Source organism: Pedobacter sp. UYP24 (assembly GCF_054057295.1).
Genome location: NZ_JBSRZD010000001.1, coordinates 196,200 through 218,473 on the forward strand (window position 1 = coordinate 196,200; position 22,274 = coordinate 218,473).

Below are 22,274 nucleotides of genomic sequence, written 5' to 3' on the forward strand. Positions count from 1 at the left end.
GTTAATTTCCTGTCGTAACTTCTGCTTTAGCAATTGGTGCAGCATAATTTGCTAAACCATAATTTGTCTCTAACGCTTTTGATGGATCTTTTACATGCCATTCAAACTCATCTCTAAAATGTCTTATTGCACTTGCAACTGGCCAAGCCGCCGCATCGCCCAATGGACAAATTGTATTTCCTTCAATGTTTTTAGCCACATTCACTAAAAGATCGATGTCACTCATTTTACCTTGTCCATATTCAAGCCGGTGTAATACTTTTTCCATCCAACCTGTGCCTTCCCTACAAGGAGAACATTGTCCGCAGCTTTCATGGTGATAAAATCTGGCAAAGTTCCATGTGTTCCTAACAATGCACTGGTCTTCATCAAATGCAATGAACCCACCTGAACCCATCATACTACCTGTAGCAAAACCACCTTCAGATAAGGATTCATAGCTCATTAGTCTAGGATCGCCATTAGCAAGCTTAAGTGTAAGATTTGCCGGGAGAATTGGAACAGAGGATCCACCAGCAACAGTTGCTTTTAACCGTTTACCATTTGCAATTCCTCCACACCATTCATCAGAATAGATAAAGTCCTCTACAGGTAATCCCAATTCGATTTCATAAACTCCAGGTTTTACTATATTACCAGAGGCTGAAATAAGTTTGGTCCCTGTACTGCGACCTATTCCAATTTTAGCATATTCTTCCCCACCGTCGTTAATTATTGGAACAACTGCAGCAATAGATTCCACATTATTTACCACAGTTGGACAACCATATAAACCTGCAATAGCAGGAAATGGGGGCTTAATCCTTGGATTTCCACGTTTACCCTCTAACGATTCTAAAAGTGCTGTTTCTTCACCACAGATATAAGCACCGCCACCTGGCTGTACGTACAATTCAAGATCATAACCTGATCCTAAAATATTTTTACCTAGAAGACCAGCATTTTTTGCTTCAGCAATCGCTTTTTCAAGGATACGGATTTGAGGCATCATTTCTCCTCTGACATAGATGTATGATGTTTTTGCGCCAAGAGCAAAACTAGAAACGATCATACCCTCAATAAGTGCATGAGGGATGTGGGTCATCAAGTATCGATCTTTAAACGTTCCTGGTTCCGACTCATCTGCATTACACACCAAATAGCGTGCAACCCCCTCAGGTTTTGCAAGGAAACTCCACTTCATTCCGGTTGGAAATCCAGCACCGCCCCGGCCCCTTAAACCAGACTTTTTAACCTCTTCAACAACTTCTTCAGGAGTTAGTGTTTTTAAAGCTTTTTCTACCGCTCGGTAACCACCCTTTTGGCGGTAAATATCAAGGGTATCAATGCCAGGTACATTTATGTGTTCCAACAACAGTTTCCGTCCCATTATTTATTGCGTAAATTGTTAATCAACTCATCAACCTTTTTCTCGTCAAGGTTTTCATAAAACGTATATTCAGGCCCTATCTGTAAAACTGGTCCGTATCCACAAGCAGCTAAACACTCTACACCTCTCCAGCTAAACAATCCGTCACTAGTAACTTCGCCTTCCTTAACACCAAGTGATTGCTCAAGATGACTCATAATTTTTTCAGCGCCAACCAAGCAGCATGGTCCTGTTCTGCAAACCTCCATCACATACTTGCCCTTAGGATTTAAAAAATACATGCTATAAAAAGAAGCTACTTCATAAACCTCAATATCTTGAATATTAAGATAGGAAGCAACCTTATCCATTGCATTCGGACTTAACCATCCTAATTCAGCCTGCGTTTCATGTAAAATAGGCAGCAAAGCAGATTTGTGCTTTCCTTCAGGATATCTTTTAACAATTTCACCAAACTTCTCCAATAAAGCTATTGAAAATTCTACAGGTTGTTGTTCTTCTAATTTAAGCATCTAATTCTCCTGCAATAATATTCATGCTACTCATATTAATAATAGCATCTGACAGCAGCATGCCTTTACTCATAGGAGCAAACATTTGATAATTAATAAAACTTGGACGTCTGAAATGCAAACGATAAGGAGTTCTCCCTCCGTCATTGATCAAATAAAATCCCAACTCCCCATTTCCACCTTCAACTGAGTGATAGACTTCTGCCTTAGGTGCGTCAATCTCACCCATCACAATCTTAAAATGATAAATCAGGGCCTCCATATTATTATATACTTCTTCTTTTGCTGGCAGATAAAAATCTGGAACATCAGCATGAAATATACCAGATGGTTCGTGCTTGATCTTTTCCAGTGCCTGCTCAATCAACTTAACACTCTGCCACATTTCTTCATTCCTAACCAGGTAACGATCATATATATCGCCGCTGGTTCCTACAGGAACTTCAAAATCGAAATCTTCATATGATGAATATGGATCACTTACACGTACATCGTAATCAACACCTGCAGAACGCAATAGAGGACCCGTCCATCCATAATCCAGTGCCTGTTCAGCAGAAACTTCTGCAACCTTTGCTGTACGGTCAATGAAAATACGATTGCGATTTAACAAACTTTCAAACTCTTTTAAAGCAACGGGGAACTCTTTTAAAAATTTATTAATTTTTGCAAAAGCAATCTCATTAAAATCACGCTCAAAACCACCAATTCGTCCAATGTTAGTAGTTAACCTTGCACCACATATCTCTTCATAAATCTCATAAATATGTTCTCTAAATTGGAAAAGATATAGAAAAGTAGTTGTTGCCCCTGTATCCTGAGCAATAATAGTATTACATATTATATGATCTGAAATACGTGCAAGCTCCATAATAATTACCCTAAGGTAGTCTACACGTTTTGGTATCTTAATCTTTAGCAGCTTTTCTACAGTCATGTGCCAGCCCATATTATTAATTGGGGAAGAACAATAATTTAACCTGTCTGTTAAAGGTGTAATCTGATAAAAAGGTCTATGTTCGGCGATCTTTTCAAACGCTCGGTGAATATAGCCAATGGTCGATACCCCGCTAACTATGCGTTCTCCATCTAATTGGACTACATTTTGAAAAACGCCGTGTGTGGCAGGGTGAGTTGGGCCTAAATTTAGGGTTACCAATTCACTCTGCGGATCGTTATCTGTATATACTGGTTGATTATGATTCATAATTCTTATCTACCAAAGTATTCATCTTTTTTATCTACTCTATTTGGATCTTCTAAAGGATACTGCTTCAACATGGGATGAACGCCAAGCTCATCCATATTCAATATTCTTCGCAAGTCCGGATGCCCATCAAACTTAACCCCAAAAAAGTCGTAAGTCTCTCTTTCCATCCAATTCGCAGCATTCCACAAATTTGTTGCTGTAGGTATGTTTGGGTGATGTTCATCAATATATACTTTTATTCTAATCCTTACTTTACTTACCATACTGTGTAAATGATAAACAACAGCAATTCCATGTTTTTTTTCAGGATAATGTACGGCAGTTATATCTGTAAGAAAATTAAATTTAATAGACCCATCAGTCCTCAAAAAACTAAGCACTGCAGTTATAACATCCTTATGAGTTTCAAAGGTCAAAAGTCCATAAGGCTCGGTCACACCGATTATTTTGTCGCCAAATTTTTCAATAAGCGACTGTATTAGAATTTGATTTGTTTCCTCAGCCATTATAATATCCCGTATGAGGCCAACATATCTTTATATTGTTCAGAATTTCTTCTTCTTCCGGATTCGTTTCTTACCAACTCCTGTATCTTTCCAAATCCATCTAAAATAGCTTCAGGTCTTGGGGGGCATCCAGGAACATAAACATCAACCGGAATAATTTCATCAATGCCCTGAAGTACAGAATAAGTATCAAATATACCTCCACTTGATGCACAAGCACCAACCGCCATTACCCAGCGTGGCTCAGCCATCTGCAAATACACTTGCTTTAGCACCGGACTCATTTTTTTTGCAATGGTACCCATAACCATCAATAAATCTGCCTGACGGGGAGAAAAACTTAAACGTTCAGACCCAAAACGGCCAAAGTCATAATGAGAACCCATAGTCGCCATAAATTCAATACCACAGCAAGAGGTAGCAAACGGCAAAGGCCATAATGAATGTGAGCGCGCTAATCCGATCACCTTATCAAGAGATGTTGCAAAAAAACCAGATCCTTCAATGCCTGGAGGCGCGTCTACTATATTGATGTTACTCATAATACAAAACGAAAAAGGCTCATTCCTGTAAAGAATGAACCACAAATTTACAATATTTTGAAGCCAAATGAATTAGACAAAAATCATTTGGAAACAATCTAAATAGATTAATTCCAGTCCAGTGCCTTTTTCTTTAATACATAGATAAAGCCAAGCAAAAGAGTCCCCATAAAAATGAACATTTCTACCATTCCCTTCATCCCTAACTCTCTAAAATTAACAGCCCATGGGTACATAAAAATCACCTCTACATCAAATAACACAAAAAGTATAGCTACAAGAAAATACTTAATGGAGAATGGTTGACGCGCATTACCTACAACTTTAATTCCCGCCTCAAATGTCGATAACTTATCTGCTGTCTTTCTTTTTGGTCCGAGAAAGTGAGTTGCAATAAGCGTCACTACCACGAATCCCAATGCCACTACTATTTGAAATATAATAGGCAAAAAATCTAATGCTACACTTTTGGTTTCCATATCGATAAATTATATCGCAAAAATAATAGAAAAAGGTAGGATAACAAGCCTACCCTTTTCTTTTGTATAATTTATACTATTTCTTTTTAACTGGCGCTTTTGGAGCAGGAGCAGTTAAAGACTTAATTCCTTCTGTTGCGGTTGCATTTGCCGGATCAATAGCCAGGGTCTTCTCCCAATTTAATTTTGCTTTTTCCTTATCATCTTTGTAAGCAGCAAATCCTGCAATATTGTTGTAAGCTTCAACCATCATTTTGGAAGTTGGAGCTGGACTGAATTGTTTCGCAACTCTAGCTTCAGCCGAATCTAAAAATTGTTGATAAAAAGGCAACTTAGCCCCTACCTGTTCTGCACCATCGTCTAAAAAATTATTCACACGTCCTCTCCATAAATAGGCCTCTATAGTACCTGGAGATTGTCTTGCTAATCTTGCAAATGCACTATCAGCTTTTAAAAGAATTTGTTTCGATGGGTTGGTTTTTTTAGTGTATCCCTCACCATAGTAAAAGTAAGCTGCTCTGCCTTCGTTGAAAAGATTATAGCCAGAGCCTTTTCCTTTTGGATTTAAGCGATTAACTGTTTCATAGGTTGAAGCAGCCATCTTATAGTCTTTATTATCATAAAATGATTGAGCTACATCAGCTAAAGCCTCCACTTTAGTAGAATCCATAGCAACAGCTTTCATAATATTTTTTAAAGCTGAACTATCATCCTTAGCTTGAAGCTGAGCTTTACCTAAGTATAAATAATCATCAGATATAATCCTTGAAGTATCTTTTACAGAAGCGAAGAATTCCTTCATGTACTGTAAGCTCTGAGGATAGTTCTTATTTTCATAAGCAGAATAACCACGCAACCTTGCGATAATTAATTTGCTACTACCTTCCATCATATTCATTGCTGCTAACTCACTAGTTTCCTTTTCCAATGTTTGGAAATCTTTAGCATAAAACAAGAACTGAGCATACCGTAATCTTGATTCGTATGAATTATCTGTCAATTCCAAATACTTTTTGTAATTGGATAATGCATCTGCAGCTTTAGCCGCAAAATTCTGAGGTTCCTGATTTGCCCACTGCATATAAAGTTCAGCAAGCTCCCGGTAAGCCGGACCATAGTTCGCATCTGTTGCTACTACATTTTTCAATTCAGTTTCAGCTTCAGCAAACGCTCTGTTCTCTTTATACATCCTACCCATCTGAACGGTTGCTCTATTTAAGTTCTGATTAATACTTAAAGCCATCATATACTTTTGAAGCGCTTCAGAATTCTTTTTTTGCATGGCATAATAATCACCTAGTGCAAGAAATGTTTCCGGATCTTTATCATTAGCATCTACTTCATCTGCCTTTTGTAAGTTCGGAAGTGCTGCTGCAAAATCTGGTTTAGCTAGAGCTAAGTAAGCTTTACCTATATACAAATAAGGAGTTTGATCCTTTTTAGAAGCCACTTCTATGGCTTTATCAAAATTCGTTTTAGCAGAGGAGGGGTTATTTGCAATCAGATCAGCTTGTCCCAATCCAACATAATTTAAGGGAGATTTTGGATCGGCTGTTACACCCTGAGTAAATGCTGCTCTTGCGGAGTCCAAATAGTCACGTCTAAGATAGACATCTCCAAGGCTAAAAAAGTTTTCAGCTTTTGCAGATGATTTGACTAATGCTTTAAGCATTGTTGTCGCTTTTTGGTATTGCTCGGCATCTATTGCCTTCTTTGCGTCAGCTAAACTTTGAGCAAAACCGGCAGAACCCATCACTACTAAACCTAAACTTAAGGCTATTGCTTTCTTTGTCATTTTCATTGGTTCTTGTTTAAATTTTAATCGGACTTATTTTATAAAGTTCCATGGTTCGTTGTTTTTATCTTTAGTTAATTTACGGATTTGAAGATATTAAATTATCATCAAATTGTAACTGTTGATTTAGTCTTTCAAATATAAAATTTACTTTGAACTCTTCAAGTTAAATTCTCGAGGCATCATTTTATGCGGACCCAATCCAGATTTCAATACGATTAACTGTCCTCGCTGACTCATTAACCAATTTGCAAACCCCGTGCCCAAACCATCACGGCCTTCACAATTAATAATATATACGTTTCTAAGGAATGGATAGATGCCACTAATTAAATTCGCTTGAATGGGTTTATAATAAGCATCATCACCCTTTTTTCCTTTAAAATTTTTAACACCCATTGTTTTTACTTTTCCAATGTAATCATTCATACTAGGATTATTGGCCAGCAACCAATTCACTCCCACCACACCGATATAATTTTCATGTTCAACAACGTATTTTATTACCTCATTATTATTGTTCAAAGTATAAACTCCAGTTTTAGGAAGTTCTTTTACGCCAGCAAGATTCATAAAATATCTTAAAGTACTGGAGTATGGATTATCAAAAACAAGGGCTTTTCCATCTTTAGTATTTCCCTTTAGAATATCTACTACTTGTTCAACTGTAATATTAGAATCCAAATTTTCTGAATGAGTTATCAATGAAATACCGTCAATCGCAAATCTAGAAGTTTTAGGAGCTATACCCCTTCTCCTGTAAAGCGTATCCTCTTCATGAGTTAACATGCGTGACAATACAATAAGCCTCACACTATCATTTACAAAAGCAGGAACAATTTTACCTTCGCTACCAGGAATCACCGTGAATCTGGAATCCTTGTAATCGCTTTTAAAAACTGCAATTTGACCCGCTATGATAGAAGAAAAGGACTCATCTACCAGAATTTTAACCTCCCCCGAAGTCCTTGTCTCCAAGGCGGGATCAGCCTCTATCGGTTTTTTTTCATTCTTACACGCAACGAATAGAAAAAGAAATAGCGCAAAAGTTAAATATCTCATCTAATCTTCCTTTTGATTGATCAGCCTGAAAAAGCGAATTCCTCCATAAACGATAAGAATCACTCCTAATAAAATCCTATACTTAGCCTCAAGTGCGACTGGCATGTCCTTCCATAGAATTAAACCGAAGCCAAAAACCAGGTAAAATGCAAACATGACAAGGCCTAAAATAAACAGAAATCGCTGTTGAGGCGATTTCTGTTGAAATGATTTTATGTTAAACATCCTATTGTGACAGTGTAAAACTAATTGGGATATTATATTTAACACGCACTTTTTTACTATTCTGCACACCAGGTATCCATTTAGGACTAGCTCTCAAAACCCTTACGGCTTCTTCATCGGTTCCTCCACCTAGTTTACGCTCAACTTTAATATCGGTTAGGCTACCATCCTTCTCTACTACGAAAGAAAGAAAAACTTTACCTTGGATATTATTTTCCTGCGCCATTGGGGGATACTTAACTGTTTTCTTTAGGTAAGCATAGAATTTATCCATACCCCCTGGAAAAGTTGGCTGCTGCTCAAGACTCACAAAGTCATAAACTTTAGTGTCTTCAACAACTGCGGCTTGCTTTGGACCATCACCAGCTGCAGTAGCAATAACGATGTCTGCATCAGGATCACCTTCCATTGTCTTTTGACCTGGATCAGCTTTTTTTAAATCTTCAATGGTTGGCGGATCTTCTTCCTTTACCAAATTATCCGGTTTAACAATCGGAGGAGGAAATTTGATTTGATCTTGCTTTGGAGGTGGTGGCTCTACCGGTGGCGGTGGCGGGGTCTCTGGATTCACAGGAGGAGGAGTTGCAATTGCAACTTCAACCTGCTTTTCCTCTTTTACCACAGGCTCGGATCCTTTAAACAAGGATGCGATCTTTGGAGATAGGAATAACAGTATAAAGACTGTAGAAGCTATCAATAATGATTTAGCAGTATTAGAACTACTTTGCTGACGAAGTTCATAGGCCCCGTAGCTTTTGTTCTTGTCTGTAAATATTACATCAAGCCATTCCTTATTTAATAAATCTATTTTTGAACCAAACATAGCTTAATAATTTAATTTTTATAATTTATAATATTCCGGCCGCTTTCATCGCTTCCTTCTCGCTATCCAGAATATAAACATCATCGATTGCAGGTGCAGTCTTGATGCCAGCGATGTTTAGCTCGTCCATAATATCAACGAAATTCTTATAGTTAGCTCCGTCAGTAGGCTTGATGATTATTATCAATTGCCTTCTTCTTGATTTCATAAGATCTTCTTTGTTTTTGATAATCGACTTCCTGATATCACCAAAGCCTTCTATATTCGGCTGGCTTTTACCTGCTTCACCCATGTACCAGGCTATTTTGTTTTTCTTACCTAACAAAATTGTCATGGTCTCTGAAGCACGTAATTCAAGCTTAACATCGTTATCTTCCTGATCCGGTTTGGCGATATCCATCGCAATTGGTTTAGACAGGGAGGTGGTTAGCATAAAGAAAGTGATTAACAAAAATGCAAGATCCACCATCGCAGTTAAATCTACTTTGGTACTTGCTTTTTTGGTCCTTACTTTACCGCCTTTTTTGCCCCCCCCGCCGGAGGTATCTAATTCTGCCATAGTATTTTTTTATCTGGCACCGCCTTATTCGGTGGATGTAATTAAACTGAATTTGTTAATTTTTTGTTTCTGAAGAATATCCACGATCTTTTTAATAAAAGGATACTCCTCTTCAGAATCACCTTTAATCGTAACCCTCATCTGTGTCTGGTGCAATTCCGCAACTGAGTTACGAGACTGCAACAACCATTCAGACAATTGATTATTTGTAGAATCCACAGGTATACCTAATGTTGTTTTAGCGTATTTATTACGTTCTTCAGCACTCATGTCGATAAAAGCTGGAAGATTTGCGATTGGAACTCCAAACGCACCTACAACTCCGAAACGCTCCCTTTGCTCAGGAGTAAATTTGATTTTATAACGCTCGCCCATTTTGTCAAGCGTGGCCATCTTGACATCTTTTCCTACTACTTCATAGAAAACTTTTCCTTTTCCAATAGACAATATACCTAAATCCACATCCGGCACTTTAAACTTGTACGTAGAAGTTGGTATTTTAACCTCCAAAGGATCAGGTTGGCGCGCTGTAGCTGTTAATATAAAGAAAGTAAGCAATAAGAAGGATACGTCGCACATCGCCGTCATATCAATCGCAGTACTCTTTCTTTGAACCTTTGCTCTTGGCATAATTTTAAAAATTACTTATGTTTTTACTAATGATGTTAATTCTTCCGGTTTTCCATAAAGCCGGTAAAAAGAAATTCATTATTTTTTATTTATGCGTACTAGCGTAAGTCTGGATGATGCTGAAACCTGCTTCATCAATTGCATAAGTCAATTTATCAATCTTAGATGTTAAGATATTATACATGATAATTGCAAAAGTAGAAGTAGAGATACCAGTTGCTGTATTGATTAGTGCTTCAGAGATACCAGTTGCAAGCGCAGCCTGATCTGGAGCTCCAGAGTTAGCCAATCCACCAAACGCCTTGATCATACCTGTTACTGTACCTAATAGTCCGGTTAATGTACCTACGGATACTAAAGTTGCAATTACAGTTAAGTTTTGCTCTAACATTGGCATTTCAAGAGTTGTTGCTTCTTCAATATCTTTTTGAATAGCCAAACATTTTTGTTCTGTATCCATGTTGGCTTCAGTTTCCATTTCACGGTATTTTTTCAAACCAGATTTGATAACGTTAGCAACAGAGCCTTGTTGTTTATCGCATTCTGCAACAGCTGCCTCAATGTTGTTAGAATTTAAAAAAGCCTGAACTTTCTTCACGAAAGCATCTAAGCTTCCTGTTCCGGTTGCTTTGCTAATTACGATGAAACGTTCAACAGAGAATACGAATACCATCAATAACATACCCATAAGGACTGGAACGATGAAACCACCCTTGTAAGCCATACCTCCGTAGTTACCCACTTTCGGTAAATTTGCTGGGTTATCATCAATAAAGTTGGTTGGATCTCCAAGGATGAACTTGTAGATACAAATTCCAATGATGATACAAATTGGAATAGTTAACGTTGCAAATAAATTTGACGCCGAAGAAGAGCTTTCTTTTTTTACTGTTACTGGTTTTGGTGCGTTTGCCATTTTTTTTTTAGTTTTTAGTTTTTAGTACTTTGTTTTTTTAAAATTAGATTATTATTTCGTAATACACACAACGACCGCCAAAAGAATTGTTGCAATAACAAATTTATAACTTTGATTTAAATTCCAAATTAAATTATAGTTATGTATCGAATTCGTTTCTTAGTCGCTTTTCCCGGTTTGCAATACTGTATAATTAAAAAAGATTGACTCATCTCTGAGACAATCTTTCACAATTAAAACTAAAAAAAAACTGAAATGCAAATTTTTACTTAAAAAAGATGCTTTTTATCTGTTTTTCTAAAAACTTTTAAGCATGGGATTTCTTCCGAATCGCAGTTAACCGCCAGACTTTTTTACCTTAAATCCTTCTTTAAGAAGGATATCAACAATTTTATCTCTAAAATCTCCTTGAATTAATACCTCTCCGTCTTTTGATGACCCACCCACGCCACATTTCGTTTTAAGCGTCTTTGCCAATTTTTCAATCTCTTCATCACTTATCCTAAAACCAGTAATTATCGTTACGGCCTTTCCGCCCCTATTCTTCCTGTCTAGCGAAACCCTTAAATCCTGTTGATTATTCGCAATAGGCAACTCGTTATTTTCAGTATCATTCTCATAAGAAAACGATGGATCGGTAGAATACATGATGCCACCTAGGTCGCTTAAACTATTTTTTTTGGATTTCATGTTCAATTTATTTTGGAACTATAATATTCAATGACAATGCAGCAACTGATATTTCAATTTCCTTCCCCATAAAAAATGGCTCTCCATCAATATGGATTGGACCTTCCTCCAACCTGCTTATTTTAACGTTTTTCCCTTTGATAATTTCTACAATATTCGATTTGTGTGTTGCCGCAGTTATCATCTGGTAAGCAAGTATTGGTAATTTAAACATGTTAAATTCCTTAACAATGCAAATATCAAGTAACCCATCTTTAACCGATGCCGATGGAGAAATGTGCGCATTATTGCCATATTGTGAAGAATTTGCAATGCTAATTAAAAAAGCCTTAAATGTATAGTCTACCCCGTCTACATTAACTTGATAGGTTTGCGCTTTATAATTTAACACTTCCTTTAGCCCTAGTTTCAAATAACCAGTTAAACCCCTGGATTTATCTCCCGCAAATACTGAGCTGATGTAGGCATCAAAGCCCATTCCAGCCATATTATAAAAACCTTTACCGTTAAAAAGACCACTGTCAATGGTATTAACATGGTAATTATTTATAACGTCAATTGCATCCGCAGGCTTTAGAGGAATCTTTAAAAACCTGGCTAGGCCGTTTCCTGATCCGAAAGGAATTATGCCCAACACTTTATTATATTTTATAACGATGGAGGCTACCTCGTTAATCGTTCCATCACCACCAACAGCAACAATAATATCAAAACTCCTATTTGCTGCCTCCTCGGCTATTTCTGAAGCGTGGCCTGCGTATTCTGTAAAACTATAATTAGCCGCAAATTTTGATTGGTCAAGTCGCTTTTCAATTAGCGCTGGAATCTTGGCTTTATCTTTCCCTCCTGAAATGGGATTAATAATAAATAAAATGTTTGATCTGGACAAATGAGCTCTATTAATACGATGCAAAATAATCGATATTTTTTGACTAATTTAAATATATGTAGTAATTTAGCCGCGTCAAGTGGACTGATTTGCGATGCTATTGTTATAGCGGGATTGCAACCACGTAAAAAAAAGTGCTAATATTAACATACACTTCATTTTACTGCCTGTTTTTTACAGGATCAGGGTCATTTGTATAATTGTTTAACCGAAAAATAAATTATATAAAATGTCATATCTATTTACATCAGAATCAGTTTCTGAAGGTCATCCAGATAAAATTGCTGACCAGATATCAGATGCACTTATTGATAACTTTTTAGCATTTGATGCCGAGTCAAAAGTTGCCTGTGAAACCCTGGTAACCACTGGTCAGGTTATTTTAGCTGGTGAGGTTAAATCCAGGACTTACCTGGATGTTCAGCAAATCGCACGTGATGTGATCCGTAAAATTGGCTATACTAAAAGTGAATACATGTTCGAGGCTAATTCCTGCGGTATTCTTTCTGCCATCCATGAGCAGTCACAAGACATTAATCAGGGTGTAGACAGAAGCAATAAAGAAGAACAGGGCGCTGGCGATCAGGGAATGATGTTTGGTTACGCAACCAATGAAACCGAAGACTATATGCCATTGGCACTAGATCTTTCTCATAAATTACTACAAGAGCTTGCAGCATTAAGACGCGAAAATACAGATATCTCTTATTTACGCCCAGATGCAAAATCACAGGTAACGCTGGAATATGACGACAATAACAAACCAGTCCGTATCGATGCTATTGTAATTTCTACACAGCATGATGATTTTGATGAGGAAGCTACCATGCTTGCCAAGATCAAAAAAGACCTGGTTGCTATCTTAATTCCAAGGATCATTGCTAAAAATCCTCAGTATGCACACTTGTTCAATGATCAGATCGAATACCACATTAACCCAACAGGTAAATTTGTAATCGGTGGTCCGCATGGCGATACTGGTCTTACAGGCCGTAAAATCATCGTAGATACTTATGGTGGTAAAGGTGCGCACGGTGGTGGTGCTTTTTCTGGTAAAGATCCAAGTAAGGTAGACAGGAGTGCCGCTTATGCTACCCGTCATATTGCAAAAAACCTTGTTGCAGCAGGTGTTGCAGAAGAAATCCTGGTACAGGTAAGCTATGCCATCGGTGTGGCAAAACCGATGGGGATCTATATCAATACCTACGGAACAGGAAAAGTAAATAAAACAGACGGTGAGATCGCCAAGATTGTTGAAGAGTTGTTCGACATGCGCCCTTACTTCATCGAGCAACGTCTAAAATTAAGAAATCCAATATATAGCGAAACTGCAGCATACGGGCACATGGGTCGTAAGCCTGAAACAGTAACCAAGACATTTAGAACACCTAACGGTGAAGAAAAAACGGTTACAGTTGAATTGTTTACTTGGGAAAAATTAGATTTCGTAGAGAAAGTAAAGATTGCATTTTCTTTATAATCAAACCATTCGGGAGTGCAATTGTTAATAAGACAAACAAATTGTTATGGAACGTCCGGTAGAAATGAATACACTAAGCCAAATTCTAGAAAAGTTAAGGCTTAAAGGTTTAGACAACGAAATAAAAATGACTGATCATGGTAAGATGCAAGGTGCTGGCTTTGACAAAATTTATAGTCCTGAAGACCTTACTATTATCAAAACTTATCGTTTTGAAGGTGATTCAGATCCAGCAGATAACTCTGTATTATACATATTAGAAGACAAAGATCATCAGATAGGTTACATTCTTGATGCATATGGAATGTACAGCTCACAAGATGGAGCAGGATTTGACGACTTTTTAAAGAAAATTCCAACAGCAGACAGAGATCTGCAAGAGCTACTTAGTTAGCCACAATCAGCCACTTAAACCTTAAAAAGCCTCCTATGAGGCTTTTTTTATTGGTATAGATAACCCCCTTATCTTCAGCCTTGTGTTTGCCAGCTTGCAATATATTTTAACAAATAATTTGCAAGTGTAAAAAATCATAGTAGATTTGTCCCACTAATTCTATAGACTATGTTTAACAAATGCGATACCGCGCCTCTTTCAATTAAAATGAACACTGTGACATTATACTGTGGTTGTTGAATCAACAATTGATTAAGCTTAAAACAAAACATCCATTAACAAAATATTATATCAGACAAACCATTATATGAAACGACTACTACAAGCAATAAAATTAATACCGCTACTAATTCTACTGACACAGGCTTCCACACTAACTGCCCAAATTAAATTTACCGGGGTAATAAAAAACCCCAAAGGCGAAACCATACCACGTGCAACAGTCGTGATAAGGGGCACAAATATTTCTGTAAGTGCAGATGACGATGGAGTCTTTATTCTGAATGCTAAACAAGAGCTTCCCTTTTACCTTCAAGTACGTTCGGTGGGTTACAAACCACAAGATTTTCAAATTACAAAAGCTCAGGATACACCACTAGACTTAGTTTTAGTGGAAAGCGCATTACTGGATGAGATAGTAGTTACCTCCAGAAGGCGCTCAGAGGTATTACAAGACGTGCCTATTGCCATCACAGTTATTGGCGGTCAGGCAGCAGAAAATGCGGGTGCATTTAACGTTAACCGCTTAAAAGAATTGGTGCCATCTGTTCAGTTATATGCTTCGAATGCCAGAAATACCACCCTGAACATCAGGGGACTGGGTTCAACTTTTGGATTAACCAATGATGGTATTGATCCTGGAGTAGGTTTTTATGTAGATGGCGTTTATCAAGCCCGCCCTGCTGCTACCTCTACAGATTTCCTGGACATAGAGCAAATCGAGATTTTGCGTGGCCCTCAAGGGACATTGTTTGGTAAAAATACAACTGCCGGCGCATTCAATATTACCACAACAAAACCTACTCAGACACCAACCGCTAAAGTGGAAATAGGGGTTGGTAACTACAATTTTTTACAGGCTAAAACCTCTGTCTCCGGAGCTGTAGCAAAAGATCTTGCGGCCAAAATATCAATTTCAGGTACCCAAAGAGACGGTACAATTTTTAATACCAGAGAACAGCGCAGATATAGCGGGCAAAACAACCTTGGTTTTAAAGGTCAGCTCTACTTTACGCCCAACGATAAACTACAGGTATTGTTAAGTGGTGATGTAAGCATTCAACATCCTGCAGGTTCTCCTCTCGTAATTGCAGGCGTTACAACTACAGAAAGAAGTCCTTACCGCCAGTATGCTAAAATTATTGCCGATTTAGGCTATCAACAGCCAGTAATTGACCCTGCATCTAGAGAAATCAACACCAATACACCCTGGAAACAGGATCAGTCCATTGGTGGGATCTCTGCCAATGTGGATTACAAGATTGGTAATGGAACATTAACCTCAACCACAGCCTGGAGATTCTGGAACTGGGATCCAACTAACGACAGAGATTTCTCAGAATTGTCTGCTCTAACTAAATCTCAGGGAAATTCCCGTCATGATCAATACTCGCAGGAGGTTAGATATGCCGGTAATATTACAGAAAAGTTAAGTGGGGTTTTGGGGGTGTATATACTTGGCCAAAATCTAAAAGGGCTTTCTCAAACCGAAGAAGTGGGTAAGGATCAATGGAGATTTGTACAAACTTCTTCCTCAGGCGCCCAGGCAGGTTATGCTACCCCAGGTTTATTAGATGGCTACGGGATATCCACCAATTCAACTATCAAGTCATTAAGTACTGCGGTATTTGCCCAGGCCGATTGGGAGTTTTTAGAACACTTTCATGTATTGCCGGGGTTGAGGTTTACTTATGATAAGAAAGATGTTGACTATGATAGGACGACTTATGGAGGTCTGCAGACATCAGATGCTGCTTTACTAGCCCTTAAATCTGCAGTATATAGCAATCAAAAATTCAACACCAGTATAGACAATAATAATTTATCTGGTAACATCACTTTATCCTATCGTCCAAATACCAAATTAAACGCTTATGGAACGTTCTCTACGGCTTACAAACCAGTAGGTGTTAACGTAGGTGGTTTACCAACAACTGCAACTGGCGAAGCTGACCTTTCCCTGGCTGTAGTAAAACCAGAATATGTTCAACACTATGAACTTGGCTTTAAAACAAAACCTGTAAAAGGCGCTATTGTAAATGTGAGTGCTTTCAATACCGATATAAAAGATTACCAAACCAATGTACAATCTCCGCAACTGGGCGTAAACAGAGGTTACCTTGCTAATGCAGAAAAAGTGAAAGTTCGCGGACTGGAAGTTGATGGAATTTATCAAATCAAGAGATTCCTTACCTTAAATGCAGCTGCAGCTTATCTTGATGGTAAGTATGTTAAATTTACAAATGCGCCATTACCACTAGAGGAAACCGGACATACCGAACTTGTTAATGGTGTTGCCACACAGGTGGCTTTTAAAGACGCATCTGGCGGCAGATTACCAGGAGTATCAAAATGGAATGTATCAGGTGGTGCAGAATTCAGCGTTCCTGGCAAATTAGCCACGAGAGAAGGGCGCTACTTTATTGCAGGTGATGCCAGTCACCGCTCAGGATATTCTTCCAATCCAACACCTTCAAGAGTATTGAATGTTGAGGCCTATTCACTGGTTAATGCAAGATTAGGGTTTAAATCAGATAAGGTTTCTATATTCCTTTGGAGCAGAAATATCGGTAACACGAATTACTATGAGCAATTGCAAGCTGCAGCAGGTAACTCAGGCTTATATGCAGGAGTACTTGGCGACCCAAGAACTTATGGTGCTACATTGCGATATAACTTTTAGCAGTAGAATAAAAAAACAATACAGTTATATTGGCCTGATATCATTAAAAAGTATCAGGCCTTTTGTTATTCAAGCCAAAACGGCTTTTAATACGTCAATGAACTATTTCTGCCCGCTATCACAGCTGGCAGGATAAATTTAACTAGTCGACTAATTAAAAAATTGAAACCGGAACAATGCCTTTTATTTTTAGCTGATCAGCGATGGCATAGTGTATTCCAGAAGCCTATAAATTGTTCGGATTTAACCGATAGGTCAGTATAATTTTGGCTTACAAAAGCTCTTATTATTACATTTGCAAATGTAGGTAAAATAATTGAATTTTCCAAATAAATTTGGATATTATTTTAATTTAAACTAATTGATTTACAGTGTTTTAAGTATAATTTTCTGTGGCGCAAAAAGAGTGATTTAATCCCTTATTTCGGTGACCATATTAGGGCATTATTTAACCTATGTTTTATCTTGGATTTTTATGATGGCCCTGCAGTGCGGCTAACGGAAATACAGGTTAAACCTATTGAGGATTTCCGTTCTGGGTTTACTCGTGCTTTCTTCGTGGTATAGCCGCGGTTTGTGCGACTCAAGGTACCTCATACACGAAGAAACCATGGCTAAACCACGTCCAAACTACCTTTAAGCCGAGAATCATACCAAACCAATGGCCAATTTATTACCAAATATTTTCAATAGCACCTACATCGCTTGTTGGGCCTTTCTTGCAGGCTACTAGGTATCTTGTAGCACTAGAGGTGCCCTTTTCCCCTCCAAAGTACCTATAAAAGTGGTTTGAGTGCTACAATACCCCCATAAGAAAACCCTGATTTATGAGTATGATGTGGGCAACAGTACATCGTACCGTTTGGGGAACTTATGATAGATATTACAATTAAGATCGTATCTCATGGAAAACGGAAAATGAATGGAGTTGATTTTAAACAATTGTTATCTTTAGTGAACCAACCGAAATTATTATGACAAAATTAGTAGCCAATTTCATTTGCCTGTTCAGCTTCTTATTGTTGCTATCCTGCAAACACCCTGTGGATACTTCTATAGGTGCGCCTAAAATAAAAGCCGGTACAGCAAAGATTACAGGCAGAATAATAAGTCCGAAAGACACACCTAAGGATAACAATGTTGTGGAGATTAGTGTACCGCATCCAATTTCAGGAGAGATCTTTAAATATAAAACAGTGACAGATCAATCAGGTAACTTCTCCATTGACATTGATGTGGAAACAGACGTTTGGATTGCCAGTGTCAAAGCAATCTTATCAGATGTAGTTGGGTTTACAAGTGGTCAATATTATGATGTTTTAGCTGCTAATGCTTATGGGAGACAACTAAATGAAGAAGCGAAGCCACTTACGGAAAAGCAAAAGAGGAATATAGCAGATTACTGGAAAGAAGAAGAAATTGCAAAAATACTATTGCGTAAAAACCAACAGGTGGTTAAAAAATAGACCAGTACAACGATCATCACCATTCTAATCCACTGTAATATATTAAAAAGGAATAGCAGGCCTTTTTTGCGGTTCGGTAGTTGGACCGTAGATGGTGATTTTTCCATTCTTAACTTTCATCCTGTCAATAAAAACCACTCTTTCCGAACCCGTAGCATTAGTTCTTCCATGATAAACGCAAAACATTTCTTTACCATCCGGAGAATAAATTATACTATTGTGACCTGTACCTGAGACTATACCTCCTTTATCAGTGTTCTTTTGCAAAACAGGGTTATTTTCCGCCTTTTTAAACGGCCCAAAAGGAGATTTTGATGTGGCATAGCCCACAGCATAATATTCACCTCCAAAATGGTTTGCGGAATACATCATATAGTAGATATTGTCTTTTTTAAACGTTACAGAGCCTTCAGTCCAGCGCCTGTTCACTTCTCCCGTAGTTACAGAAAGACTTTCCCACGCTGCCTGCTTATCATTTAACTTTAATGGAGGCCGAAGCATGACCATAGGCTGACCTATAACACCGGAGAAATCTGGTTTCAGCTCTACACCATAAACCCAGCTTTCTTCAATTTCTTTATACTTACCGCTTTTTCTGGCCTGGACTGCTATTTCGCTCTCTATAGGATGTTTATAGGCTGCCCGCGAATAATATAAATATGATTTGCCATTGGTATCAAAAAACACATTTGCATCGATAATAGGGTAGCCAGGATCGAAGACTGGTTTTGTTGCCAAGTCAACGAACGGACCTGTAGGTTTGTCGGACACCGCAACTCCGATTTTGAAGTTTTCCGCTTCTTTCGCTGGGTTCACTTTCCATTGTGCACTGTAAAAAAGATAGAATTTACCTTTTACTTTATATACTTCAGGTGCCCAGTAAGCTCCGCCCCATGCGGCATTCGAATCACTCCATCCATTTTTATTGTCATGGAAATACACCTGTCCTTCGGGCTTCCAGTTCACTAAATCTTTCGACGAATATGCCGAAAAGCCGCGGTCTGCCCCTCCTCCGGTGCCGTACATGTAATAAGTACCGTCAGTAAATAACACAAAGGGATCCCCAAACTGCACTTTTAAAGGATTTGTATAAACTTGCTCCTGACTTTTTGAATGTGTTTGGGCCATTGTAGCTTTAGCAAGTATCCCTATTAAAAAAATAATGACAAGAAACTTCTTTTTCATATAAAATTGGCATTTAAGGGGTTTTTTGAAATAGCAAAAAACTAAGACAAGCAATATAGCGTGATTATATAAAGGAAATATATGACTATAAAGGAATTGCAGAAAAATGCTCAACAATGGGGAATGGATCATAGTGATGATGTAAAAGCCGCTTCCATTCCAGATATTCCATCGACTGTCTAAAATCTATGGTATGATTTTCCAATTTTTCCCATTCAACCAAAAGAACATACTTGTTAGCTACTTCAATGCATTTTTGCAAGCTGTGTTTTATGTATCCCGGGGTAGCAGAAATATACTGCCCGGCCTCTTTAAAGTCACTTTCAAATTGTTCAGTCTGAATTTCCTTTACAAACAGCATTACAATTTCTGTTATCATATCATCGATTAAATTAATCAAGTATAATAATTTATTCCCGATTGAATGTAGTTTTTACCTAAAAGTGCTGAACAAAGTATGGTGTGCCTCAGTGTTACACAGTTTTTTGATATACGTTTATTGCTAAAACGGTGGTTAGGATGAGGCCTTTTTACTACCAGGCATAAACGACGTTGGCTTAATGTCAGACTTCAAAAAAGAATACAATATTAAAAATTTTACTATTGTCAAGACAGTTTGACATTCGCCTTACTCTAAACGCTTAAGTTAAATTGTCAATTACCCTCCCTCAGGCATTTCCTTTTTTGGTAATAAAATACGAGACGTAAACTCGACAAAATTAGTATTTTTCATCTTGTCAGTATAAAAATAGACTACTTCAAATTCAAATTCCTTGGCACCTACAGTCACTATTCTATGATTAGGGAATTTTGATTTATAAGGTATTGTGCAAGCCCTAGAATATTCCACTCCAAAATCCGTCCTCCAAATTCCTTTTAGAATCTCTTTGCTAATATATTTAGGGGGATTCTCATTTTTATCATAGGTAGCCGTGAAATTATTTTTTGCGTTTGTTTTCCAATCCACATCAGTGAGCGCAAGTTTTCCAGGTTTCTTTGTTGGTCTTTTGGAAGTTATGCGTATACCGACCATAATTGAACTATCTTTACTTTTTAAGACTGCATTATAGTCAATTGTATAATGTCGATCTCCACAAGGCCATTTCAAATCTTCGGAAACAAAGGAAGGTTCGAATCCCAATGGCATAGAAAATTCCAAGTTAGCCCAGATGGTCAAGTCTATCATTCGATTATCAAATTTAGCTCTTTCGAGAGTAGAGTCAACATTTTGAGCTTGGGAAGATGTAGTGATAAAAAAGGCTACAAATACCAAAGCAATGTGTTTAACGCAAGCAGTTGCATTCATCATAAAATTCATCTTCTATATTTAAATATTTCTAAAGATATAAATATTTATAGATCAGACAATTGCCTCTACAATTTATCCAGATTTGGCACCACCCATTCAGGAGAGTCCTTCATTTCAAGATGTAGCTCTCTGATATCAGCGTGATAAACATTTTTATTGCCCTATCTAACACTAACTAGTTTTTTTAAAGTTTTATATAAAATTTCTCCGCTGATATTTGTTGCTAAATTTTTTCCATTTGGATCGATCAAAAAACTACTAGGGATAGATTTAATATGATATTTACGAGCGACCACATTGCTGAAGCCGTCCAAAGTCGATAAATTCACCCAATCCATTTTTTCATTTTTTATTGCATCCAGCCATTTCTGCCGCGAGGATTTATCATCTAAGGAAAAACTAATTATCTCAAAATTGTCTGAAGCCAACAGCTTCTTCGCTTTTACCAGTTTGGGGATTTCTAATCTACATGGTATGCACCATGTAGCCCAGAAATCAATTAACACATATTTACCTTTGAAACTTGATAAGTTAATTACATTATTGGAAGTATCTGTTTGCTCAAAATCAGGTGCAGTACCTCCAACAAAGAGACTGTCTATTTTATATTTCAAATCCTTCCCCCAACTGTTACTTCTTACATTATTAGCAAGCTTATTGTAAATGCTTGTTAGTTGATTATCAGGAATTATATCCAGTAATTGATGTAAAACATAGGTGTTAATGAGTGATTGGGGTTTCTTTGATATCCAACGCAACCCATCATCAACTGTACTCTGTTGATATTTTTCTTTTGTAACTGAAATTTTAGCTAAGATTTCAGCGCGTGCAATGGTGTCTATACTTTTATGCAAAAAAAAATCGTCGTAAGCGTAAAGTGCTTTGCTGTATTCTTTTCGGCTTACACTATCCCTTCCGTTTAAAAAGTCATTATAATCTTTCCCAACCGTATTGTTACTTAAAACAGCGTCAACGATAGAGCCATTTGGGATTTTCATTTCGAATTTCCCCGTGTCACAAAAGAAATATGTTCTTTTTTTAAACAATTCGAAGTAATAAAGCTCTGCTCCATCTTGGTTTGTTGAAAAAGAAAAGTGTCCATTATTGATTGTAACTTTTATTTTTTTCGAAGAAGGTTCAATAAACTTTGGCTGATCTCTGTAAATTGTTAACTCTGTACCATCTTTAAGGCCAGTAGTATTACCATAGATTTCCAACTTTCCCTGAGAAAATACCAAGTTCGATAATGTACTCAAACAAATAATTACAAATATTTTCTTCATAATATTTAAGTTAATTAAAATTGTTGTCCGCTAAAGAATTGGCGGACA

23 protein-coding genes are annotated in these 22,274 nt (G+C 37.5%); 4 read left to right on the top strand and 19 right to left on the bottom strand.

Features of this window, described 5'->3' with window-relative positions:
- Nucleotide 1 precedes the first annotated feature (1 nt).
- The 15 genes from nuoF to ACVWYN_RS00965 form a co-directional block, all read right to left on the bottom strand.
- On the bottom strand, nucleotides 2-1,369 hold the full coding sequence (gene nuoF, locus ACVWYN_RS00895) for an NADH-quinone oxidoreductase subunit NuoF (protein ID WP_457286934.1): 1,368 nt from the start codon (nucleotides 1,367-1,369) through the stop codon (nucleotides 2-4).
- Entirely contained in the window at nucleotides 1,369-1,881 is a 513-nt protein-coding gene (locus ACVWYN_RS00900) for an NADH-quinone oxidoreductase subunit NuoE family protein (protein WP_457286935.1), read from the bottom strand. The genes nuoF and ACVWYN_RS00900 overlap by 1 nt, the downstream gene beginning before the upstream one ends.
- On the bottom strand, nucleotides 1,874-3,088 hold the full coding sequence (locus tag ACVWYN_RS00905) for an NADH-quinone oxidoreductase subunit D (RefSeq protein WP_457286936.1): 1,215 nt from the start codon (nucleotides 3,086-3,088) through the stop codon (nucleotides 1,874-1,876). Before ACVWYN_RS00905 ends, ACVWYN_RS00900 begins: the two co-directional genes overlap by 8 nt.
- A 5-nt stretch (nucleotides 3,089-3,093) precedes the next feature.
- Complete coding sequence (locus ACVWYN_RS00910; protein ID WP_457286937.1) at nucleotides 3,094-3,597, bottom strand: NADH-quinone oxidoreductase subunit C; 504 nt, start codon at nucleotides 3,595-3,597, stop codon at nucleotides 3,094-3,096.
- Nucleotides 3,597-4,139 carry an NADH-quinone oxidoreductase subunit B gene (locus ACVWYN_RS00915; protein WP_457286938.1) on the bottom strand — a complete coding sequence of 181 codons (543 nt, stop codon included), beginning with the start codon at nucleotides 4,137-4,139 and terminating at the stop codon, nucleotides 3,597-3,599. Before ACVWYN_RS00915 ends, ACVWYN_RS00910 begins: the two co-directional genes overlap by 1 nt.
- A 107-nt stretch (nucleotides 4,140-4,246) precedes the next feature.
- On the bottom strand, nucleotides 4,247-4,618 hold the full coding sequence (locus ACVWYN_RS00920; RefSeq protein ID WP_457286939.1) for an NADH-quinone oxidoreductase subunit A: 372 nt from the start codon (nucleotides 4,616-4,618) through the stop codon (nucleotides 4,247-4,249).
- A 76-nt stretch (nucleotides 4,619-4,694) separates the two neighbouring features.
- Nucleotides 4,695-6,419, bottom strand: a complete 1,725-nt coding sequence (locus tag ACVWYN_RS00925; RefSeq protein ID WP_457286940.1) for a tetratricopeptide repeat protein — start codon at nucleotides 6,417-6,419, stop codon at nucleotides 4,695-4,697.
- Nucleotides 6,420-6,560: 141 nt separating this feature from the next.
- Complete coding sequence (locus tag ACVWYN_RS00930; RefSeq protein WP_457286941.1) at nucleotides 6,561-7,475, bottom strand: PstS family phosphate ABC transporter substrate-binding protein; 915 nt, start codon at nucleotides 7,473-7,475, stop codon at nucleotides 6,561-6,563.
- On the bottom strand, nucleotides 7,476-7,700 hold the full coding sequence (locus tag ACVWYN_RS00935; protein ID WP_457286942.1) for a hypothetical protein: 225 nt from the start codon (nucleotides 7,698-7,700) through the stop codon (nucleotides 7,476-7,478).
- Nucleotide 7,701: 1 nt separating this feature from the next.
- A complete protein-coding gene (locus tag ACVWYN_RS00940; RefSeq protein ID WP_457286943.1) occupies nucleotides 7,702-8,523 on the bottom strand; it encodes an energy transducer TonB in 822 nt (273 codons plus the stop codon).
- 25 nt (nucleotides 8,524-8,548) lie between these two features.
- Nucleotides 8,549-9,082 (bottom strand): ExbD/TolR family protein, encoded by a 534-nt coding sequence (locus tag ACVWYN_RS00945; protein ID WP_457286944.1) that lies wholly within the window; start codon nucleotides 9,080-9,082, stop codon nucleotides 8,549-8,551.
- Nucleotides 9,083-9,106: 24 nt separating this feature from the next.
- Complete coding sequence (locus tag ACVWYN_RS00950) at nucleotides 9,107-9,712, bottom strand: biopolymer transporter ExbD (RefSeq protein ID WP_457286945.1); 606 nt, start codon at nucleotides 9,710-9,712, stop codon at nucleotides 9,107-9,109.
- An 85-nt stretch (nucleotides 9,713-9,797) separates the two neighbouring features.
- Complete coding sequence (locus tag ACVWYN_RS00955) at nucleotides 9,798-10,628, bottom strand: MotA/TolQ/ExbB proton channel family protein (protein ID WP_457286946.1); 831 nt, start codon at nucleotides 10,626-10,628, stop codon at nucleotides 9,798-9,800.
- A 336-nt stretch (nucleotides 10,629-10,964) separates the two neighbouring features.
- Nucleotides 10,965-11,318: a translation initiation factor gene (locus tag ACVWYN_RS00960; RefSeq protein WP_457286947.1), complete on the bottom strand. Its 354-nt coding sequence runs from the start codon at nucleotides 11,316-11,318 to the stop codon at nucleotides 10,965-10,967.
- Between the two features lie 7 nt (nucleotides 11,319-11,325).
- On the bottom strand, nucleotides 11,326-12,207 hold the full coding sequence (locus tag ACVWYN_RS00965; RefSeq protein WP_457286948.1) for a diacylglycerol/lipid kinase family protein: 882 nt from the start codon (nucleotides 12,205-12,207) through the stop codon (nucleotides 11,326-11,328).
- Between the two features lie 229 nt (nucleotides 12,208-12,436).
- Between ACVWYN_RS00965 and metK the strand changes: the two genes are divergently transcribed.
- The 4 genes from metK to ACVWYN_RS00985 all read left to right on the top strand — a co-directional run bounded on the left by metK (nucleotide 12,437) and on the right by ACVWYN_RS00985 (nucleotide 18,449).
- Nucleotides 12,437-13,687, top strand: a complete 1,251-nt coding sequence (gene metK / locus ACVWYN_RS00970; protein WP_457286949.1) for a methionine adenosyltransferase — start codon at nucleotides 12,437-12,439, stop codon at nucleotides 13,685-13,687.
- A gap of 46 nt (nucleotides 13,688-13,733) precedes the next feature.
- Nucleotides 13,734-14,081 carry a hypothetical protein gene (locus ACVWYN_RS00975; protein WP_457286950.1) on the top strand — a complete coding sequence of 116 codons (348 nt, stop codon included), beginning with the start codon at nucleotides 13,734-13,736 and terminating at the stop codon, nucleotides 14,079-14,081.
- Between the two features lie 307 nt (nucleotides 14,082-14,388).
- Nucleotides 14,389-16,983, top strand: coding sequence for a TonB-dependent receptor (locus ACVWYN_RS00980; RefSeq protein WP_457286951.1), 2,595 nt, complete (start codon nucleotides 14,389-14,391; stop codon nucleotides 16,981-16,983).
- 974 nt (nucleotides 16,984-17,957) lie between these two features.
- Nucleotides 17,958-18,449, top strand: coding sequence for a hypothetical protein (locus ACVWYN_RS00985; protein ID WP_457286952.1), 492 nt, complete (start codon nucleotides 17,958-17,960; stop codon nucleotides 18,447-18,449).
- A gap of 42 nt (nucleotides 18,450-18,491) precedes the next feature.
- Here the strand turns inward: ACVWYN_RS00985 and ACVWYN_RS00990 are convergent, their stop codons facing one another.
- From ACVWYN_RS00990 to ACVWYN_RS01005, 4 genes are all read right to left on the bottom strand, one after another.
- Nucleotides 18,492-19,634 carry a glycoside hydrolase family 43 protein gene (locus tag ACVWYN_RS00990; RefSeq protein WP_457286953.1) on the bottom strand — a complete coding sequence of 381 codons (1,143 nt, stop codon included), beginning with the start codon at nucleotides 19,632-19,634 and terminating at the stop codon, nucleotides 18,492-18,494.
- An 85-nt stretch (nucleotides 19,635-19,719) separates the two neighbouring features.
- Complete coding sequence (locus tag ACVWYN_RS00995) at nucleotides 19,720-20,013, bottom strand: antibiotic biosynthesis monooxygenase family protein (protein WP_457286954.1); 294 nt, start codon at nucleotides 20,011-20,013, stop codon at nucleotides 19,720-19,722.
- Nucleotides 20,014-20,292: 279 nt separating this feature from the next.
- Entirely contained in the window at nucleotides 20,293-20,952 is a 660-nt protein-coding gene (locus tag ACVWYN_RS01000; protein ID WP_457286955.1) for a hypothetical protein, read from the bottom strand.
- A 152-nt stretch (nucleotides 20,953-21,104) separates the two neighbouring features.
- Entirely contained in the window at nucleotides 21,105-22,226 is a 1,122-nt protein-coding gene (locus tag ACVWYN_RS01005) for a redoxin domain-containing protein (protein ID WP_457286956.1), read from the bottom strand.
- Nucleotides 22,227-22,274 lie beyond the last annotated feature (48 nt).

Coding starts and splice junctions, on each gene's coding strand:
- nuoF (WP_457286934.1), bottom strand. CDS start 1,369: ATGGGACGGAAACTGTTGTTGGAACACATAAATGTACCTGGCATTGAT.
- ACVWYN_RS00900 (WP_457286935.1), bottom strand. CDS start 1,881: ATGCTTAAATTAGAAGAACAACAACCTGTAGAATTTTCAATAGCTTTA.
- ACVWYN_RS00905 (WP_457286936.1), bottom strand. CDS start 3,088: ATGAATCATAATCAACCAGTATATACAGATAACGATCCGCAGAGTGAA.
- ACVWYN_RS00910 (WP_457286937.1), bottom strand. CDS start 3,597: ATGGCTGAGGAAACAAATCAAATTCTAATACAGTCGCTTATTGAAAAA.
- ACVWYN_RS00915 (WP_457286938.1), bottom strand. CDS start 4,139: ATGAGTAACATCAATATAGTAGACGCGCCTCCAGGCATTGAAGGATCT.
- ACVWYN_RS00920 (WP_457286939.1), bottom strand. CDS start 4,618: ATGGAAACCAAAAGTGTAGCATTAGATTTTTTGCCTATTATATTTCAA.
- ACVWYN_RS00925 (WP_457286940.1), bottom strand. CDS start 6,419: ATGAAAATGACAAAGAAAGCAATAGCCTTAAGTTTAGGTTTAGTAGTG.
- ACVWYN_RS00930 (WP_457286941.1), bottom strand. CDS start 7,475: ATGAGATATTTAACTTTTGCGCTATTTCTTTTTCTATTCGTTGCGTGT.
- ACVWYN_RS00935 (WP_457286942.1), bottom strand. CDS start 7,700: ATGTTTAACATAAAATCATTTCAACAGAAATCGCCTCAACAGCGATTT.
- ACVWYN_RS00940 (WP_457286943.1), bottom strand. CDS start 8,523: ATGTTTGGTTCAAAAATAGATTTATTAAATAAGGAATGGCTTGATGTA.
- ACVWYN_RS00945 (WP_457286944.1), bottom strand. CDS start 9,082: ATGGCAGAATTAGATACCTCCGGCGGGGGGGGCAAAAAAGGCGGTAAA.
- ACVWYN_RS00950 (WP_457286945.1), bottom strand. CDS start 9,712: ATGCCAAGAGCAAAGGTTCAAAGAAAGAGTACTGCGATTGATATGACG.
- ACVWYN_RS00955 (WP_457286946.1), bottom strand. CDS start 10,628: ATGGCAAACGCACCAAAACCAGTAACAGTAAAAAAAGAAAGCTCTTCT.
- ACVWYN_RS00960 (WP_457286947.1), bottom strand. CDS start 11,318: ATGAAATCCAAAAAAAATAGTTTAAGCGACCTAGGTGGCATCATGTAT.
- metK (WP_457286949.1), top strand. CDS start 12,437: ATGTCATATCTATTTACATCAGAATCAGTTTCTGAAGGTCATCCAGAT.
- ACVWYN_RS00975 (WP_457286950.1), top strand. CDS start 13,734: ATGGAACGTCCGGTAGAAATGAATACACTAAGCCAAATTCTAGAAAAG.
- ACVWYN_RS00980 (WP_457286951.1), top strand. CDS start 14,389: ATGAAACGACTACTACAAGCAATAAAATTAATACCGCTACTAATTCTA.
- ACVWYN_RS00985 (WP_457286952.1), top strand. CDS start 17,958: ATGACAAAATTAGTAGCCAATTTCATTTGCCTGTTCAGCTTCTTATTG.
- ACVWYN_RS00990 (WP_457286953.1), bottom strand. CDS start 19,634: ATGAAAAAGAAGTTTCTTGTCATTATTTTTTTAATAGGGATACTTGCT.
- ACVWYN_RS00995 (WP_457286954.1), bottom strand. CDS start 20,013: ATGATAACAGAAATTGTAATGCTGTTTGTAAAGGAAATTCAGACTGAA.
- ACVWYN_RS01000 (WP_457286955.1), bottom strand. CDS start 20,952: ATGAATTTTATGATGAATGCAACTGCTTGCGTTAAACACATTGCTTTG.
- ACVWYN_RS01005 (WP_457286956.1), bottom strand. CDS start 22,226: ATGAAGAAAATATTTGTAATTATTTGTTTGAGTACATTATCGAACTTG.